This is a genomic window from Staphylococcus sp. SA22, from assembly GCF_054165785.1.
The window spans coordinates 70,314-87,436 of the sequence record NZ_JBSZQY010000010.1; the positions used below are offsets into that span (position 1 = coordinate 70,314).

Genomic DNA, 17,123 nt, shown 5'->3' on the forward strand with positions numbered 1-17,123 from the left:
ATATGAGAGTTCGATACAAACCATGGGCTGAAGATTATTTAAAAGATCATCCTGAATTGGTTGACATGGACGGTCAACATGCAGGGAAAATGACTGAATGGTTTGATAAAACGCAACCGATACACATTGAAATTGGTTCGGGTATGGGGCAGTTTATTACAACATTAGCTGCTCAAAATCCTCATATTAACTATATTTCAATGGAACGTGAGAAAAGTATCGTTTATAAAGTATTGGATAAAGTTAAAGAGATGGGTTTAACAAATTTAAAGATTATTTGTAATGACGCCATTGAATTAAATGAATATTTTAAAGACGGCGAAGTTTCGCGTATTTATTTGAACTTTTCAGATCCATGGCCAAAAAATCGTCATGCAAAACGACGTTTAACGTATCATACGTTTTTAGCGTTGTATCAACAAATCTTAAATGATGAAGGAGATTTACATTTTAAAACTGATAACAGAGGACTATTTGCCTACAGTTTAGAAAGTATGTCTCAATTTGGAATGTATTTTACAAAAATAAATCTAAATTTACATCAAGAAGACGATGGCAGTAATATTTTAACAGAATATGAAAAGAAATTTTCGGATAAAGGGTCACGTATTTATCGTATGGAAGCGAAATTCCATTCACAAAAATAAAGCACTTATGAGGGTATGTACACATACAATCATAAGTGTTTTTTCGTACTATAATGGTTCTATAGATAAAGATTCTATAATAAATCGGACTGATGGAAAAAAGTATTTTACTTTTCATCTGTCCGATTTTTTGATTTTGAATATAAAAAAAGCGCTATTGCCTCTGTAATTTAAAGTGACCAAACCTAAACTAAAGGAGACAATTGCGCCTATGAACAATGTTATACTAAATACCTTTGATTTGAAAGAATAAAGCTTGCATTTTACTTGGAAATTTTAATTATTAATTTAAAATTACAGTCCGATGGTTATGATGCATTTACATATAATATGATTGCATTAATCTTTATAAGTAGTTGGAAGTGTATTAGTGTGGGGCGTTTCGTTTTTGTTCGCATTTATGAATAGTGATATGATGTAATAAACACATGCTAATTGTAATAACGAATACAGAAAGAATAGGTGATGTTATGAAAATCGGGGATATATCTATTCATTATCTAAATGGCGGCAATACAAAAATGGATGGCGGTGCAATGTTTGGTGTTGTTCCGAAGCCGTTGTGGTCAAAGCAATACAATGCAAATGAACGAAATCAAATCAATTTACCGACACATCCAATTTTGATTCAAACGGCCCAATATAATTTGATTATAGATGCGGGTATTGGTAATGGTAAATTATCTGAAAAGCAATTACGTAATTTTGGAGTAGATGAAGAAAGTCATATAATTGCTGATTTGGCAAATTATAATTTAACGCCAAAGGATATTGATTATGTGCTAATGACACATATGCATTTTGATCATGCAGCCGGTTTGACTGATCAAGCGGGACATGCAATTTTTGAAAATGCGATTCATGTTGTGCAACAAGATGAGTGGCATGAGTTTATTGCACCTAATATAAGAAGTAAATCAACATACTGGGATAAGAATAAAGGCGATTATAGTAACAAGTTGATTTTATTCGAAAAACATTTTGAACCGGTTCCGGGTATCAAGATGCAACATAGTGGAGGTCATAGCTTTGGCCACACAATCATTACGATTGAAAGTCAAGGAGATAAAGCAGTTCATATGGGTGATATATTCCCGACTACTGCACATAAAAATCCTCTATGGGTAACAGCATATGATGATTATCCTATGCAATCGATTCGTGAAAAGGAACGTATGATACCATATTTTATCCAGCAACAATATTGGTTCTTGTTTTATCATGATGAAAACTACTTTGCTGTAAAATACAGCGATGATGGTGAAAACTTAGATGCATATATTTTACGTGAAACATTAGTTGATAATAACTAAAATAAAGATTTATTACTAAACAAATTTTCAAGAAAAAAATTGAGCCACATCCAATCTTACTAATTAGGGTGTGGCTCATTTTTAAGTTTTACGATCCAAATCAAATATGGATAAAATTCGTATTAACGCTCTACAATGTTAATGACTTCACCAGTATATGCATCTGCATAAAAATCATAATGAATATTTTGACCATTTTTAATAGTTGTAATTCCACCTTGATAAACTAAACGGTATTTATCAGTTTCAGGATGAACGAATGGTTCATAAACGATATATGAGCCTTTGACATTCATAAAATATGATTTTACTTCATTAAGTACTTTAACGGGATTATAGCGTTTACGATTAATAAATTGGATGATTGAAATGGTAGAAATAATTACAATGGCTACTGCAATTATTGTTGGAATTATATATTTCAGTTTAGTCATCATTTATGCTCCCTTGATTTCAAATTCATATCATTAGTTTACCATATTGAAGATGATATAATAACTTATAAGGAGTGAGAACTTTTATGAACATAAATAAAAAAGTAACATTACAACGAATTCAAACTTTAACTGAGCTTCATGGGGCACCAGGTTTTGAAGAGGAAGTAAAAAATTATATGACTCAGCAAATGGCGCCGTACGTAGATGAATTTATTGAAAATCGTATGGGTGGTTTTTTTGGTGTGAAAAAATCTAAAAATCCAAATGCAAAACGTGTAATGATTGCAGCACATATGGATGAAATTGGATTTATGATTACAAACATCACTAAAAATGGAATGATTCAATTCACAAATTTAGGTGGTGTTGCAAATGATATTTGGCAAGGACAACGCTTAGTAATTAAAAATAGAAATGGCGATAAAATTATCGGTGTTGTTTCTAATATACCTAAACATTTTCGTACTGGTAGTGAAGGTGCACCGGAAATTAAAGATTTAACATTAGATATAGGTGCTCAAAATGAAGATGAAGTGCGTGAGCGCGGAATAGATATAGGAGATACAATTGTACCTCACACGCCATTCACACAGTTATCTGAACATCGTTATAGTGCTAAAGCATGGGATAATCGTTATGGTTGTGTCTTGGCAATTGAAATACTAGAATTATTAAAAGATATAGAATTAGATATAGACTTGTATGTTGGCGCAAATGTTCAAGAAGAGGTTGGATTACGAGGTGCGAAAGCATCTGCAGAGATGATAGACCCAGACGTTGCATTTGTAGTCGATTGTTCACCTGCCAATGACGTTAAAGGTAATCAACCATTATCCGGTGAACTTGGTAAAGGTACGTTAATTCGCATAAAAGACGGTACAATGATTTTAAAGCCTGCATTTAGAGACTATTTATTAAAGTTAGTAGAAGCACATGACATTGAACATCAATACTATATGTCACCAGGTGGAACAGATGGTGGAGAAATTCATAAAGCTAATATTGGTATTCCGACTGCGGTTATTGGTGTATGTGCACGATATATTCATAGTACAGACTCAGTATTTGATATAAGAGACTATTTTGCAGCTAGATCTTTACTTTCAGAAGCCATTTGTAATTTAGATAATAATCAAATAGAAACATTACAATATAAATAATCGGGTAATAACAACTATTATCTCTAAATAGTTATATATAATCATTAATTAAGGAGACATAAAAATGAAACAACTTGAATCAGAACAACAATTTGAATCTTTAAAACAAGGTGCTACAGTATTTGAATTCACTGCAGGCTGGTGTCCAGATTGTAGAGTGATAGAACCAGATTTACCGGAATTAGAAGCGAGATATCCTATGTTTGATTTCGTATCAGTAGACCGTGATAAATTTATGGATATTTGTATTGAAAATGGTATTATGGGGATTCCAAGTTTTCTAGTATATAAAAATGGAGAACTGCTTGGAAGTTATATTGGAAAAGAACGAAAATCAATTGAACAGATAGATGCATTTTTAGCTCAATACGTGTAATTTAGACTAGAGAAAAACGGGGTAATACTCGTTTTTCTCTGTTACTATGTGTTGATTTATTGTAAACTATTATAAGGTGCGAAATTAGGAGTGTTACATATGAATACCTTTCAAATGAGAGATAAATTAAAGGAACGTTTAAACCATTTAGACGTTGATTTTAAATTTAATCGTGAAGAAGAAACTTTGCGTATTTATCGAACAGATAATAACAAAGGTATCACGATTAAACTTAACGCTATAGTCGCAAAATATGAAGATAAAAAAGAAAAAATTGTAGATGAAATTGTTTATTACGTTGATGAAGCTATTGCACAAATGGCAGATAAAACCCTTGAGAGTATATCATCTAGTCAAATCATGCCTGTCATTAGAGCGACTAGCTTTGATAAAAAAACTAAACAAGGCGTTCCTTTTATCTATGATGAGCATACTGCAGAAACAGCAGTTTATTATGCAGTCGATTTAGGGAAATCATATCGTCTAATTGACGAAAGCATGTTGGAGGATTTGAAGTTAACTGAACAACAAATAAGAGACATGTCTCTGTTTAATGTTAGAAAATTGTCAAATTCATTTACGACTGATGAAGTAAAAGGTAATATTTTTTATTTTATTAACTCAAATGACGGGTATGATGCAAGTAGGATACTAAATACTGCATTTTTAAATGAAATTGAGGCACAATGTCAAGGCGAAATGCTCGTAGCAGTGCCACACCAAGATGTGTTAATTATTGCAGATATACGCAATAAAACAGGATATGATGTGATGGCACATTTAACAATGGAATTTTTCACTAAAGGTCTAGTTCCAATTACATCATTATCCTTTGGATATAAACAGGGTCATCTTGAACCGATATTTATTTTAGGTAAAAATAATAAACAAAAAAGAGATCCAAACGTGATTCAGCGTTTAGAAGCAAATCGTCGTAAATTTAATAAAGATAAATAGAAATAATTGGATAAGGAGTTTTGTCATAATGAATTTATTTTACAATCCTAAATATGTAGGAGATGTTGCATTTTTACAAATTGAACCAGTTGAAGGTGAATTAAACTACAATAAAAAAGGTAACGTTGTTGAAATTACTAATGAAGGTAATGTTGTAGGTTATAATATTTTTGAAATTTCAAAAGATATAACAATTGAAGAAACAGGTCATATTAAATTAACTGATGAACTTGTAAATGTATTCCAAAAGCGTATTTCAGAAGCTGGTTTTGATTATAAATTAAATGCTGATCTATCACCGAAATTTGTAGTTGGCTACGTTGAAACTAAAGACAAACATCCTGATGCAGATAAATTAAGCGTACTAAATGTAAACGTTGGAAATGACACATTACAAATTGTATGTGGCGCGCCTAACGTTGAAGCTGGACAGAAAGTTGTTGTTGCTAAAGTAGGTGCAGTGATGCCTAGCGGTATGGTAATTAAAGATGCTGAATTACGTGGTGTTGCCTCAAGCGGTATGATTTGTTCAATGAAAGAATTGAATTTACCTAATGCACCTGAAGAAAAAGGTATTATGGTATTAAATGACAGCTATGAAATTGGACAAGCATTTTTTGAATAATTAAGGAAGGTAGTGAAAATATGAGCTGGTTTGATAAATTATTCGGCGAAGATAATGATTCAAATGATGACTTGATTCATAGAAAGAAAAAAAGACGTCAAGAATCACAAAATATAGATAACGATCATGACTCATTACTGCCTCAAAATAATGATATTTATAGTCGTCCGAGGGGAAAATTCCGTTTTCCTATGAGCGTAGCTTATGAAAATGAAAATGTTGAACAATCTGCAGATACTATTTCAGATGAAAAAGAACAATACCATCGAGACTATCGCAAACAAAGCCACGATTCTCGTTCACAAAAACGACATCGCCGTAGAAGAAATCAAACAACTGAAGAACAAAATTATAGTGAACAACGTGGGAATTCTAAAATATCACAGCAAAGTATAAAATATAAAGATCATTCACATTACCATACGAATAAGCCAGGTACATATGTTTCTGCAATTAATGGTATTGAGAAGGAAACGCACAAGTCAAAAACACATAATATGTATTCTAATAATACAAATCATCGTGCTAACGATTCAACTCCAGATTATCACAAAGAAAGTTTCAAGACTTCAGAGGTACCGTCAGCTATTTTTGGCACAATGAAACCTAAAAAGTTAGAAAATGGTCGTATCCCTGTAAGTAAACCTTCAGAAAAAGTTGAGTCAGATAAACAAAAATATGATAAATATGTAGCTAAGACGCAAACGTCTCAAAATAAACAATTAGAACAAGAGAAACAAAATGATAGTGTTGTCAAACAAGGAACTGCATCTAAATCATCAGATGAAAATGTATCATCAATAACAAAATCAACGCCTAATTATTCAAAAGTTGATAATACTATCAAAATTGAAAATATTTATGCTTCACAAATTGTTGAAGAAATTAGACGTGAACGAGAACGTAAAGTGCTTCAAAAGCGTCGATTTAAAAAAGCGTTGCAACAAAAGCGTGAAGAACATAAAAACGAAGAGCAAGATGCAATACAACGTGCAATTGATGAAATGTATGCTAAACAAGCGGAACGCTATGTTGGTGATAGTTCATTAAATGATGATAGTGACTTAACAGATAATAGTACAGATGCTAGTCAGCTTCATACAAATGGCATAGAGAATGAAGCTGTATCAAATGATGAAAATAAACAACCGTCAATACAAAATGAAGACACTGATGACACTCATGTAGATGAAAGTCCATACAATTATGAGGAAGTTAGTTTGAATCAAGTATCGACAACAAAACAATTGTCAGATGATGAAGTTACGGTTTCGGATGTAACGTCTCAACGTCAATCAGCACTGCAGCATAACGTTGAAGTAAATAATCAAGATGAACTAAAAAATCAATCCAGATTAATTGCTGATTCAGAAGAAGACGGAGCAACGAATAAAGAAGAATATTCAGGAAGTCAAATCGATGATGCAGAATTTTATGAATTAAATGATACAGAAGTAGATGAGGATACTACTTCAAATAGCGAAGATAATACCAATAGAGACGCGTCTGAAATGCATGTAGACGCTCCTAAAACGCAAGAGCACGCAGTAACTGAATCTCAAGTTAATAATATCGATAAAACGGTTGATAATGAAATTGAATTAGCGCCGCGTCATAAAAAAGATGACCAAACAAACTTAAGTGTCAACTCATTGAAAACGAATGATGTGAATGATGGTCATGTTGTGGAAGATTCAAGCATGAATGAAATAGAAAAGCATAACGCAGAAATTACAGAAAATGTGCAAAACGAAGCAGCTGAAAGTGAACAAAATGTCGAAGAGAAAACTATTGAAAACGCAAATCCAAAGAAACAGACTGAAAAGGTTTCAACTTTAAGTAAAAGACCATTTAATGTTGTCATGACGCCATCTGATAAAAAGCGTATGATGGATCGTAAAAAGCATTCAAAAGTCAATGTGCCTGAATTAAAGCCTGTACAAAGTAAACAAGCTGCGAGTGAAAGCAAGACTGCGACTCAAACCACACCATCATCAAGTACTGATTCACAAGAGTCAAACACAAATGCATATAAAACAAATAATATGACATCAAACAATGTTGAGAACAATCAACTTATTGGTCATGCAGAAACAGAAAATGATTATCAAAATGCACAACAATATTCAGAGCAGAAACCTTCTGCTGATTCAACTCAAACGGAAACATTTGAAGAAAGCCAAGATGATAATCAATTGGAAAATGAGCAAGTTGATCAATCAACTCCGTCTTCAGTTTCAGAAGTAAGCGACATAACTGAAGAAAGCGAAGAAACAACACATCCAAACAATACTAGTGAACAACAAGATAATGATGATCAACAAAAAGATTTACAGCCTACATTTTCAAATCAAAATGAAGATACAGCTAATGAAAATAGACCTCAGACGAACCAACCAGATGTTGCAACAAATCAAGCTGTACAAACATCTAAGCCGATGATTCGTAAAGGCCCAAATATTAAATTGCCAAGTGTTTCATTACTAGAAGAACCACAAGTTATTGAGCCGGACGAGGACTGGATTACAGATAAAAAGAAAGAACTTAATGACGCATTATTTTACTTTAATGTACCTGCAGAAGTTCAAGATGTAACTGAAGGTCCAAGTGTTACAAGATTTGAATTATCAGTTGAAAAAGGTGTTAAAGTTTCAAGAATTACGGCATTACAAGATGACATTAAAATGGCATTGGCAGCGAAAGATATTCGTATAGAAGCGCCAATTCCAGGAACTAGTCGTGTTGGTATTGAAGTTCCGAACCAAAATCCAACGACGGTCAACTTACGTTCTATTATTGAATCTCCAAGTTTTAAAAATGCTGAATCTAAATTAACAGTTGCGATGGGGTATAGAATTAATAATGAACCATTACTTATGGATATTGCTAAAACGCCACACGCACTAATTGCAGGTGCAACTGGCTCAGGGAAATCAGTTTGTATCAATAGTATTTTGATGTCTTTACTATATAAAAATCACCCTGAGGAATTAAGATTATTACTTATTGATCCAAAAATGGTTGAATTAGCTCCTTATAATGGTTTGCCACATTTAGTTGCACCGGTAATTACAGATGTCAAAGCAGCTACACAGAGTTTAAAATGGGCTGTAGAAGAAATGGAAAGACGTTATAAGTTATTTGCACATTATCATGTACGTAATATAACAGCATTTAACAAAAAAGCACCATATGATGAAAGAATGCCAAAAATTGTCATAGTAATTGATGAATTGGCTGATTTAATGATGATGGCTCCGCAAGAAGTTGAGCAGTCTATTGCTAGAATTGCTCAAAAAGCGAGAGCATGTGGTATTCATATGTTAGTAGCTACGCAAAGACCATCTGTCAATGTAATTACAGGTTTAATTAAAGCCAACATACCAACGAGAATTGCATTTATGGTATCATCAAGTGTAGATTCGAGAACGATATTAGACAGTGGTGGAGCAGAACGCTTGTTAGGATATGGCGATATGTTATATCTTGGTAGCGGTATGAATAAACCGATTAGAGTTCAAGGTACATTTGTTTCTGATGACGAAATTGATGATGTTGTTGATTTTATCAAACAACAAAGAGAACCGGACTATCTATTTGAAGAAAAAGAATTGTTGAAAAAAACACAAACACAATCACAAGATGAATTATTTGATGATGTTTGTGCATTTATGGTTAATGAAGGACATATTTCAACATCATTAATCCAAAGACATTTCCAAATTGGCTATAATAGAGCAGCAAGAATTATCGATCAATTAGAGCAACTCGGTTATGTTTCGAGTGCTAATGGTTCAAAACCAAGGGATGTTTATGTTACGGAAGCAGATTTAAATAAAGAATAATTATGAGTAAGGAGTTTTATATAATGACACACTATCATTTTGTCGGAATTAAAGGTTCTGGCATGAGTTCATTAGCACAAATCATGCATGATTTAGGACATGAAGTTCAAGGATCGGATATTGAGAACTACGTATTTACAGAAGTTGCTCTTAGAAATAAGGGGATAAAAATATTACCATTTGATGCTAATAACATAAAAGAAGATATGGTAGTTATACAAGGTAATGCATTCGCGAGTAGCCATGAAGAAATAGTACGTGCACATCAATTGAAATTAGATGTTGTAAGTTATAATGATTTTTTAGGACAGATTATTGATCAATATACTTCTGTAGCTGTAACTGGTGCACATGGTAAAACTTCTACAACAGGTTTATTATCACATGTTATGAATGGTGATAAAAAGACTTCATTTTTAATTGGTGATGGCACAGGTATGGGATTGCCTGAAAGTGATTATTTCGCTTTTGAGGCATGTGAATATAGACGTCACTTTTTAAGTTATAAACCTGATTACGCAATTATGACAAATATTGATTTCGATCATCCTGATTATTTCAAAGATATTAATGATGTTTTTGATGCATTCCAAGAAATGGCACATAATGTTAAAAAAGGTATTATTGCTTGGGGTGATGATGAACATCTACGTAAAATTGAAGCAGATGTTCCAATTTATTACTATGGATTTAAAGATTCGGATGACATATATGCTCAAAATATTCAAATTACGGATAAAGGTACTGCTTTTGATGTGTATGTGGATGGTGAGTTTTATGATCACTTCCTGTCTCCGCAATATGGTGACCATACAGTTTTAAATGCATTAGCTGTAATTGCGATTAGTTATTTAGAGAAGCTAGATGTTACAAATATTAAAGAAGCATTAGAAACGTTTGGTGGTGTTAAACGTCGTTTCAATGAAACTACAATTGCAAATCAAGTTATCGTAGATGATTATGCACACCATCCAAGAGAAATTAGTGCTACAATTGAAACAGCACGAAAAAAATATCCACATAAAGAAGTTGTTGCAGTATTTCAACCACACACTTTCTCTAGAACACAAGCATTTTTAAATGAATTTGCAGAAAGTTTAAGTAAAGCAGATCGTGTATTCTTATGTGAAATTTTTGGATCAATTAGAGAAAATACTGGCGCATTAACGATACAAGATTTAATTGATAAAATTGAAGGTGCATCGTTAATTAATGAAGATTCTATTAATGTATTAGAACAATTTGATAATGCTGTTGTTTTATTTATGGGTGCAGGTGATATTCAAAAATTACAAAATGCATATTTAGATAAATTAGGCATGAAAAATGCGTTTTAATATGTTTATAATAGAGTAGTATGGGTATTTATTATTAATGACATTATTACATGTTAATTAGGAGGCGTTTTTAATGGATTGGATTTTACCAATTGCTGGAATTATCGCTGCGATTGCATTCTTAATTTTATGTATCGGTATCGTAGCTGTATTAAATTCTGTTAAGAAAAACTTAGATTATGTTGCAAAAACACTTGATGGTGTAGAAGGTCAAGTTCAAGGTATTACTCGTGAAACAACAGATTTACTTCATAAAGTAAACCGTTTAACTGAGGATATCCAAGGTAAAGTAGATCGTTTAAACTCAGTTGTAGATGCTGTTAAAGGTATCGGTGACTCAGTACAAACGTTAAACAGCTCTGTAGATCGTGTAACAAATTCAATTACACATAATATTTCTCAAAATGAAGATAAAATCTCACAAGTTGTTCAATGGTCAAATGTTGCAATGGAAATTGCAGACAAATGGCAAAATAGACACTACCGTCGTGGAAGTGCAAATTACAAAGCTAATAATGTAGCAACTGATGCAAATCATAGCTATACTTCTCGAGTAGATAAATAATTAATAATTAAACAAATGCACTTAAATGAGGTTGTTACTTATTTAAGTGCATTTGTTATAGGAGGATATACAAATGACGCAGCAACAAAATAATAAAAGAACATTAAAAAATAAACACACTTATCAAAATGAACCACTACCGAACCGTAAAGATTTTGTTGTTAGTTTTATAACTGGCGCGCTTGTTGGTTCAGCTTTAGGCTTGTATTTTAAAAATAAAGTTTATCAAAAAGCAGATGATTTAAAAGTCAAAGAACAAGAACTGTCGCAAAAGTTTGAAGAAAGAAAAACGCAACTTGAAGAAACGGTTGCCTATACAAAAGAACGTGTTGAAGGATTTTTAAACAAATCTAAAAATGAGCAAGCGGCATTAAAAGCACAACAAGCAGCGATAAAAGAAGAAGCAAGTGCAAATAATTTAAGCGATACATCACAAGAAGCACAAGAGATTCAAGAAGCTAAAAGAGAAGCACAAGCAGAAGCGGATAAAAGTGTGGCTGTATCAAATGAAGAGTCAAAAGCATCGGCATTGAAGGCACAACAAGCAGCGATAAAAGAAGAAGCAAGTGCAAATAATTTAAGTGATACATCACAAGAGGCACAAGAGATTCAAGAAGCTAAAAAAGAAGCACAAGCAGAAGCGGATAAAAGTGTGGCTGTATCAAATGAAGAGTCAAAAGCATCGGCATTGAAGGCATCGAAAGAAGAGTCACAAGCTGAAAGATTAGCAAACGCTGCAAAACAGAAGCAAGCTAAATTAACACCAGGTTCAAAAGAGAGTCAATTAACTGAAGCGTTATTTGCAGAAAAACCAGTTGCTAAAAATGACTTGAAAGAAATTCCTCAATTAGTTACTAAAAAGAATGATGTATCAGAGACAGTTAATACAGATAATAAAGACACTGTTAAACAAAAAGAAGCTAAATTTGAAAAGGGTGTTATTACACGTAAAGCTGATGAAAAAACAACTAATAATACAGCTGTTGACAAGAAATCAGGTAAACAATCTAAAAAAACAACACCTTCAAATAAACGAAATGCATCAAAAGCATCTACAAATAAAACTTCAGGTCAGAAAAAGCAACATAATAAGAAATCAGCACAAGGTGCTAAGAAACAAAGTAGTTCAAGTAAGTCAACTCAAAAGAATAATCAAACTAGTAATAAGAATTCAAAAACAACAAATGCTAAGTCATCCAATGCATCAAAAACGTCAAATGCTAAAGTTGAAAAAGCTAAAAGTAAAATAGAAAAACGTACATTTAATGACTAAGATTACTAAAATCGTTTAATAATCAATCATAGCAGTAAGCTATGTATTATATTTTTAAAAATTGAATTTCAAAATAAAAGGTAGGCATTCAGGTGCTTACCTTTTTTGATATCATCAGTTTATTTTGAAAGGCAACACGATCATTCCATGTATTTATGTTGTTTGTAACATCGTTAGATTACAATAGTGATAGTGCACATTTTAAGCTGAAGATGGAAAAATATTCGATAATCAAATAAACAATGAATCTTAGAAGGTACAATGACGTTCACTAATTCAAATATAGCCGCATATGTTGTTGAGTGACGTTCACTATAGATTTATATTAATATACAAAGGTTGTTAATTTTTATTAAGCGTTAGGTTGTAAGTATTAGATTTTTAGATTTATAATAGACATCAGAAACGAAAATTTTTCTTAAAAGCATAAATGTCTATTCAAAATAAGCTATAATGGTAACACAAATTAAATCAATCATCATTGGGTATTTAATATCAAAATACAATAAAAATTTTCCAACAAAAGCCAAAAAAACATAAAATGGTAGTCTCGAATCATATAATTAGAAAATTAATTATTTTCTGTCAATTTAGGGTTGAACTATACATATGATATTGTTAGAATATTTTTTAACATTATATTTTATTGCTTTAAAGTGGAATATACTTGAAATAATTCGTAGAGGTGAGTAAGGATGAGTAATAAATTAGAATCATACAGAAGTGAGATTGTCTCACTGAATCATCAAATTTTAGATTTATTATCTAAACGTGGTGAACTAGCACAAAAAATTGGGGAAGAAAAATTAAAACAAGGTACACGTATCTATGATCCACAACGCGAAAAAGAAATGCTTAACGACTTAATTGATAGCAACAAAGGACCATTTAACGATAATACAATTAAGCAATTATTTAAAGAAATTTTTAAAGCCTCTACAGATTTACAAAAATCTGAAAATGAAAAACACTTATACGTATCTCGTAAGTTGAAACCTGAGGATACGATTGTAACATTTGATAATGGGGGTATTATTGGAGATGGCAACAAATCATTTGTATTTGGACCATGCTCTGTTGAATCATTTGAACAAGTAGAAGCGGTAGCTAAAAATTTACATGCCAAAGGTGAAAAGTTTATTCGTGGCGGTGCTTTTAAACCACGTACATCGCCTTATGACTTCCAAGGCCTAGGTGTTGAAGGACTTAAAATACTTAAACAGATTAAAGATAAATATGATTTAAATGTAGTTAGTGAAATTGTAAATCCTAATGATTTTGAAGTAGCCGACGAATACTTAGATGTATTCCAAATTGGTGCACGTAATATGCAAAACTTTGAGTTATTAAAAGAAGCTGGGCGTACGAAAAAGCCTATTCTATTAAAACGTGGTTTATCTGCTACAATCGAAGAGTTTGTTTATGCAGCTGAATACATTGCTTCACAAGGTAATCAAAACATTATTTTATGTGAACGCGGAATCCGAACTTATGAAAAGGCGACACGTAACACTTTAGATATTTCAGCAGTACCAATTTTAAAACAAGGTACACATTTACCAGTCATGGTAGATGTTACGCATAGTACAGGTCGTAAAGATATCATGTTACCAACTGCGAAAGCAGCATTAGCAGTAGGTGCTGATGGAGTTATGGCTGAGGTGCATCCAGATCCATCTGTTGCACTTAGTGATGCGGGTCAACAAATGGATTTAGATGAATTCCAAGCATTTTATGATGAATTAAAGCCTTTAGCTGATTTATATAACGCTAAAAAGTTAAAATAATATTCCAAGGAAACTATAGACTACTTAACTAATATGTCATGTTGAAGTAGAATATTATCTTTGAATTGACAATTTTAAACTAGTAGCCATTCTAAGAGTATATTACTTTTAGAGTGGCTATTATTTTTTGTAAAAAAATAAAGGCTATACTACACTTAACGATTGTTATAATATTTCGACACTTGTCCAATTTCACAATTATTAAAGAATATGACTGATAGCAGTAATTAAAATTATGACTATGAATTATCTGTAAATATAATAGATTCACACATTTGTTACTGAAATGTGAACATTTTTTAACAAATGTAATTGATATTTGAAAAGGCTTTCTCAAAATATTACAATTAAAAATGAAAAAAGTTTATATAAAATTAAAATATATCGTTCGTTATCATTTAGCGTTTGTTTTTATTTCAAGCTTTTCGCTAAATTTTTCCAAACAAAAATATGTTACTGTAAATTAAAATATGGTAAACTATGAAAATGAAATGAAAACATGTTATTATAATGAATAAAACGTTTACAAGGAGGAAATTATGACAGTTACTATATATGATGTAGCAAGAGAAGCGCGTGTCTCTATGGCCACAGTGTCGCGTGTTGTTAATGGGAACCAAAATGTTAAAGCAGAAACTAAAAATAAAGTTAACGAAGTCATTAAGCGTTTGAATTATCGTCCAAATGCTGTTGCTAGAGGTTTAGCTAGTAAAAAGACAACAACAGTAGGTGTGATCATTCCAGATATATCTAATATCTATTATTCACAACTTGCTCGTGGACTTGAAGATATTGCAACAATGTATAAATACCACTCAATTATTTCAAATTCAGATAACGATTCTGAAAAGGAAAAAGAAATTTTTAATAACTTATTAAGTAAACAAGTTGATGGTATTATTTTCCTTGGTGGTACAATTACTGAAGAAATGAAAGAATTGATAAATCAATCATCTGTACCTGTAGTAGTATCAGGAACAAATGGTAAGGATGCACATATAGCATCTGTTAATATTGATTTTACTGAAGCTGCGAAAGAAATTACGGGAGAATTAATTGAAAAAGGCGCTAAATCATTTGCTTTAGTAGGTGGAGAACATTCTAAAAAAGCTCAAGAAGATGTTTTAGCAGGTTTAACTGAAGTGTTAAATAAAAATGGTCTTCAATTAGGTGATACATTGAATTGTTCTGGTGCTGAAAGTTATAAAGAAGGCGTAAAAGCTTTTGCCAAAATGAAAGGTAATCTTCCAGATGCTATATTATGTATCAGTGACGAAGAAGCTATTGGTATCATGCATAGTGCAATGGATGCTGGTATTAAAGTTCCAGAGGAATTACAAATTATTAGTTTCAATAATACACGCTTAGTTGAGATGGTTAGACCACAACTTTCTAGTGTTATTCAACCATTATATGATATCGGTGCAGTAGGGATGCGCTTATTAACAAAATATATGAACGATGAAAAGATAGAAGAACCGAATGTAGTTTTACCACACAGAATTGAATACCGAGGAACTACAAAATAAATTCACAAAATTAGGCATTCATCTAACGACTCGACTTATACGGGTGTTGGAAGAATGCCTTTTATTTATCTTTTAAAATCGTTGCAGATTAGGTGACTTATTGACGAGTAGATTCGTACCAACTCGCTATATGTAAAGCTAATTTTTTATTTTTTTCACTAATTTCTTTTGTGCGGGGAACATAGGTATAATCATTTAAACGATCTTCCCATCTTTTAGGTAATAATTCAGATGAATAATGTTTCCATTTATTAATCCATTCTAACGGTAAATAACCACTTTGAATTGGTTGATCAATTAAACTTAAGAATACATGACTCCATGCACGTGGTACGACTCTCCAAATATTGTAGCCTCCGCCACCAAACATAATTACCTTTCCATTCGTATAAGTATCAGCTAAATATTTTACAAAATATGGAATTTCATATAATGAATGTAACGTACAATTTAGATGAGTTAGTGGATCACGATAATGTATATCGACACCATTTACGCTTAGAATAATATCAGGTTTAAAACTCTTTACGACAGGCTCAACTGTTAATTTAAAACACTCCAAAAATGATGCATCTTCTGTATACGGTTCAAGTGGGACATTTACAGTGTGCCCATAGCCGATATCTTCACCGCGCTCAGTATAGTGACCAGAGCCTGGGAAAAGAAATTTTCCGGTTTCATGGATAGAATAAGTAGTAACATGGTTATCGGCATAGAAACTCCATTGTGTACCATCTCCATGATGTGCATCGGTATCTATGATTAAAACGCGTTGATTGTATTCTTTAGCTAAGTATTGTGCGGTAATTGCAATATCATTGTATATACAAAAACCACTTGCTCGACCAGGTTGAGCGTGATGCAAACCACCACCTAAGTGACAACCATTTAATACTTTGCCTGACATAATAAGATCTGCTAAAGTTAAAGCGCCTCCAACAATTGTGGCACTATGGCGATGCATATGCTTAAATTGACCATTCTCTTCATCATTTAATCCATATTTCTTAGCCTCATCTTCACTGATAATGCCATGTGAAGCATGCTTAATAGCTTCGACGTAATCATATTTATGAATTAACATTAATTCGTCATCTGTTGCAATTCTAGGTTGTACTATTTGTTCTGGAGACAATAAATTTGCATTCAAAAGTAGCTCTGTTGTTAATTTTAAACGCATTTGATTGAAGGGATGTTGGTCATGAAATCGATATTGTAATAACTTATCTGAATAAACATATGCAGTTTTTGATGAATGTTGTTGCATATAAT

General features: G+C 32.2%; 16 protein-coding genes. 14 read left to right on the top strand and 2 right to left on the bottom strand.

Annotated features, from left to right (window positions below; genetic code table 11):
• The first annotated feature begins 2 nt into the window (after positions 1-2).
• A complete protein-coding gene (gene trmB / locus ACXQH5_RS09745) occupies positions 3-647 on the top strand; it encodes a tRNA (guanosine(46)-N7)-methyltransferase TrmB (RefSeq protein WP_001266157.1) in 645 nt (214 codons plus the stop codon).
• A 470-nt stretch (positions 648-1,117) separates the two neighbouring features.
• Positions 1,118-1,960 (top strand): YtnP family quorum-quenching lactonase, encoded by an 843-nt coding sequence (locus ACXQH5_RS09750; protein ID WP_000689583.1) that lies wholly within the window; start codon positions 1,118-1,120, stop codon positions 1,958-1,960.
• A gap of 122 nt (positions 1,961-2,082) precedes the next feature.
• Here ACXQH5_RS09750 and ACXQH5_RS09755 read toward each other — a convergent pair whose 3' ends face one another.
• Positions 2,083-2,394, bottom strand: coding sequence for a PepSY domain-containing protein (locus ACXQH5_RS09755; protein ID WP_000163826.1), 312 nt, complete (start codon positions 2,392-2,394; stop codon positions 2,083-2,085).
• Positions 2,395-2,480: 86 nt separating this feature from the next.
• Here ACXQH5_RS09755 and ACXQH5_RS09760 point away from each other — a divergent pair, with 86 nt between their 5' ends.
• The 12 genes from ACXQH5_RS09760 to ccpA all read left to right on the top strand — a co-directional run bounded on the left by ACXQH5_RS09760 (position 2,481) and on the right by ccpA (position 15,851).
• Positions 2,481-3,557, top strand: a complete 1,077-nt coding sequence (locus tag ACXQH5_RS09760; protein ID WP_001024572.1) for a M42 family metallopeptidase — start codon at positions 2,481-2,483, stop codon at positions 3,555-3,557.
• 64 nt (positions 3,558-3,621) lie between these two features.
• Entirely contained in the window at positions 3,622-3,933 is a 312-nt protein-coding gene (locus ACXQH5_RS09765; protein WP_000811163.1) for a thioredoxin family protein, read from the top strand.
• A 99-nt stretch (positions 3,934-4,032) separates the two neighbouring features.
• Entirely contained in the window at positions 4,033-4,890 is an 858-nt protein-coding gene (locus ACXQH5_RS09770) for a DUF1444 domain-containing protein (RefSeq protein WP_001091379.1), read from the top strand.
• Positions 4,891-4,918: 28 nt separating this feature from the next.
• Positions 4,919-5,515 (top strand): YtpR family tRNA-binding protein, encoded by a 597-nt coding sequence (ytpR, locus tag ACXQH5_RS09775; protein ID WP_001048371.1) that lies wholly within the window; start codon positions 4,919-4,921, stop codon positions 5,513-5,515.
• Between the two features lie 20 nt (positions 5,516-5,535).
• Positions 5,536-9,360: a DNA translocase FtsK gene (locus ACXQH5_RS09780; RefSeq protein ID WP_000118319.1), complete on the top strand. Its 3,825-nt coding sequence runs from the start codon at positions 5,536-5,538 to the stop codon at positions 9,358-9,360.
• Positions 9,361-9,383: 23 nt separating this feature from the next.
• Positions 9,384-10,697 (top strand): UDP-N-acetylmuramate--L-alanine ligase, encoded by a 1,314-nt coding sequence (murC, locus tag ACXQH5_RS09785; protein WP_000150169.1) that lies wholly within the window; start codon positions 9,384-9,386, stop codon positions 10,695-10,697.
• A 73-nt stretch (positions 10,698-10,770) separates the two neighbouring features.
• Positions 10,771-11,262, top strand: coding sequence for a DUF948 domain-containing protein (locus tag ACXQH5_RS09790; protein WP_000383814.1), 492 nt, complete (start codon positions 10,771-10,773; stop codon positions 11,260-11,262).
• Positions 11,263-11,335: 73 nt separating this feature from the next.
• Positions 11,336-12,535: a hypothetical protein gene (locus ACXQH5_RS09795; RefSeq protein WP_000193964.1), complete on the top strand. Its 1,200-nt coding sequence runs from the start codon at positions 11,336-11,338 to the stop codon at positions 12,533-12,535.
• A gap of 155 nt (positions 12,536-12,690) precedes the next feature.
• The gene (locus tag ACXQH5_RS09800) at positions 12,691-12,774 is read left to right on the top strand and encodes a hypothetical protein (RefSeq protein ID WP_031845115.1); all 84 of its coding nucleotides are present in this window, start codon (positions 12,691-12,693) and stop codon (positions 12,772-12,774) included.
• 456 nt (positions 12,775-13,230) lie between these two features.
• On the top strand, positions 13,231-14,322 hold the full coding sequence (locus tag ACXQH5_RS09805; protein WP_000066378.1) for a bifunctional 3-deoxy-7-phosphoheptulonate synthase/chorismate mutase: 1,092 nt from the start codon (positions 13,231-13,233) through the stop codon (positions 14,320-14,322).
• A 353-nt stretch (positions 14,323-14,675) separates the two neighbouring features.
• Positions 14,676-14,789, top strand: a complete 114-nt coding sequence (locus tag ACXQH5_RS09810) for a hypothetical protein (RefSeq protein WP_001788994.1) — start codon at positions 14,676-14,678, stop codon at positions 14,787-14,789.
• A gap of 72 nt (positions 14,790-14,861) precedes the next feature.
• Positions 14,862-15,851, top strand: a complete 990-nt coding sequence (ccpA, locus tag ACXQH5_RS09815; protein WP_000219071.1) for a catabolite control protein A — start codon at positions 14,862-14,864, stop codon at positions 15,849-15,851.
• 97 nt (positions 15,852-15,948) lie between these two features.
• Here the strand turns inward: ccpA and ACXQH5_RS09820 are convergent, their stop codons facing one another.
• Entirely contained in the window at positions 15,949-17,118 is a 1,170-nt protein-coding gene (locus ACXQH5_RS09820; protein ID WP_001184008.1) for an acetoin utilization protein AcuC, read from the bottom strand.
• Between the last annotated feature and the right edge of the window lie 5 nt (positions 17,119-17,123).

Coding starts and splice junctions, on each gene's coding strand:
- ytpR (WP_001048371.1), top strand. CDS start 4,919: ATGAATTTATTTTACAATCCTAAATATGTAGGAGATGTTGCATTTTTA.
- ACXQH5_RS09820 (WP_001184008.1), bottom strand. CDS start 17,118: ATGCAACAACATTCATCAAAAACTGCATATGTTTATTCAGATAAGTTA.
- ACXQH5_RS09805 (WP_000066378.1), top strand. CDS start 13,231: ATGAGTAATAAATTAGAATCATACAGAAGTGAGATTGTCTCACTGAAT.
- ACXQH5_RS09750 (WP_000689583.1), top strand. CDS start 1,118: ATGAAAATCGGGGATATATCTATTCATTATCTAAATGGCGGCAATACA.
- ACXQH5_RS09765 (WP_000811163.1), top strand. CDS start 3,622: ATGAAACAACTTGAATCAGAACAACAATTTGAATCTTTAAAACAAGGT.
- ACXQH5_RS09810 (WP_001788994.1), top strand. CDS start 14,676: ATGAAAAAAGTTTATATAAAATTAAAATATATCGTTCGTTATCATTTA.
- ACXQH5_RS09795 (WP_000193964.1), top strand. CDS start 11,336: ATGACGCAGCAACAAAATAATAAAAGAACATTAAAAAATAAACACACT.
- trmB (WP_001266157.1), top strand. CDS start 3: ATGAGAGTTCGATACAAACCATGGGCTGAAGATTATTTAAAAGATCAT.
- ACXQH5_RS09800 (WP_031845115.1), top strand. CDS start 12,691: ATGTTGTTTGTAACATCGTTAGATTACAATAGTGATAGTGCACATTTT.
- ACXQH5_RS09755 (WP_000163826.1), bottom strand. CDS start 2,394: ATGACTAAACTGAAATATATAATTCCAACAATAATTGCAGTAGCCATT.
- ACXQH5_RS09770 (WP_001091379.1), top strand. CDS start 4,033: ATGAATACCTTTCAAATGAGAGATAAATTAAAGGAACGTTTAAACCAT.
- ccpA (WP_000219071.1), top strand. CDS start 14,862: ATGACAGTTACTATATATGATGTAGCAAGAGAAGCGCGTGTCTCTATG.
- ACXQH5_RS09760 (WP_001024572.1), top strand. CDS start 2,481: ATGAACATAAATAAAAAAGTAACATTACAACGAATTCAAACTTTAACT.
- murC (WP_000150169.1), top strand. CDS start 9,384: ATGACACACTATCATTTTGTCGGAATTAAAGGTTCTGGCATGAGTTCA.
- ACXQH5_RS09790 (WP_000383814.1), top strand. CDS start 10,771: ATGGATTGGATTTTACCAATTGCTGGAATTATCGCTGCGATTGCATTC.
- ACXQH5_RS09780 (WP_000118319.1), top strand. CDS start 5,536: ATGAGCTGGTTTGATAAATTATTCGGCGAAGATAATGATTCAAATGAT.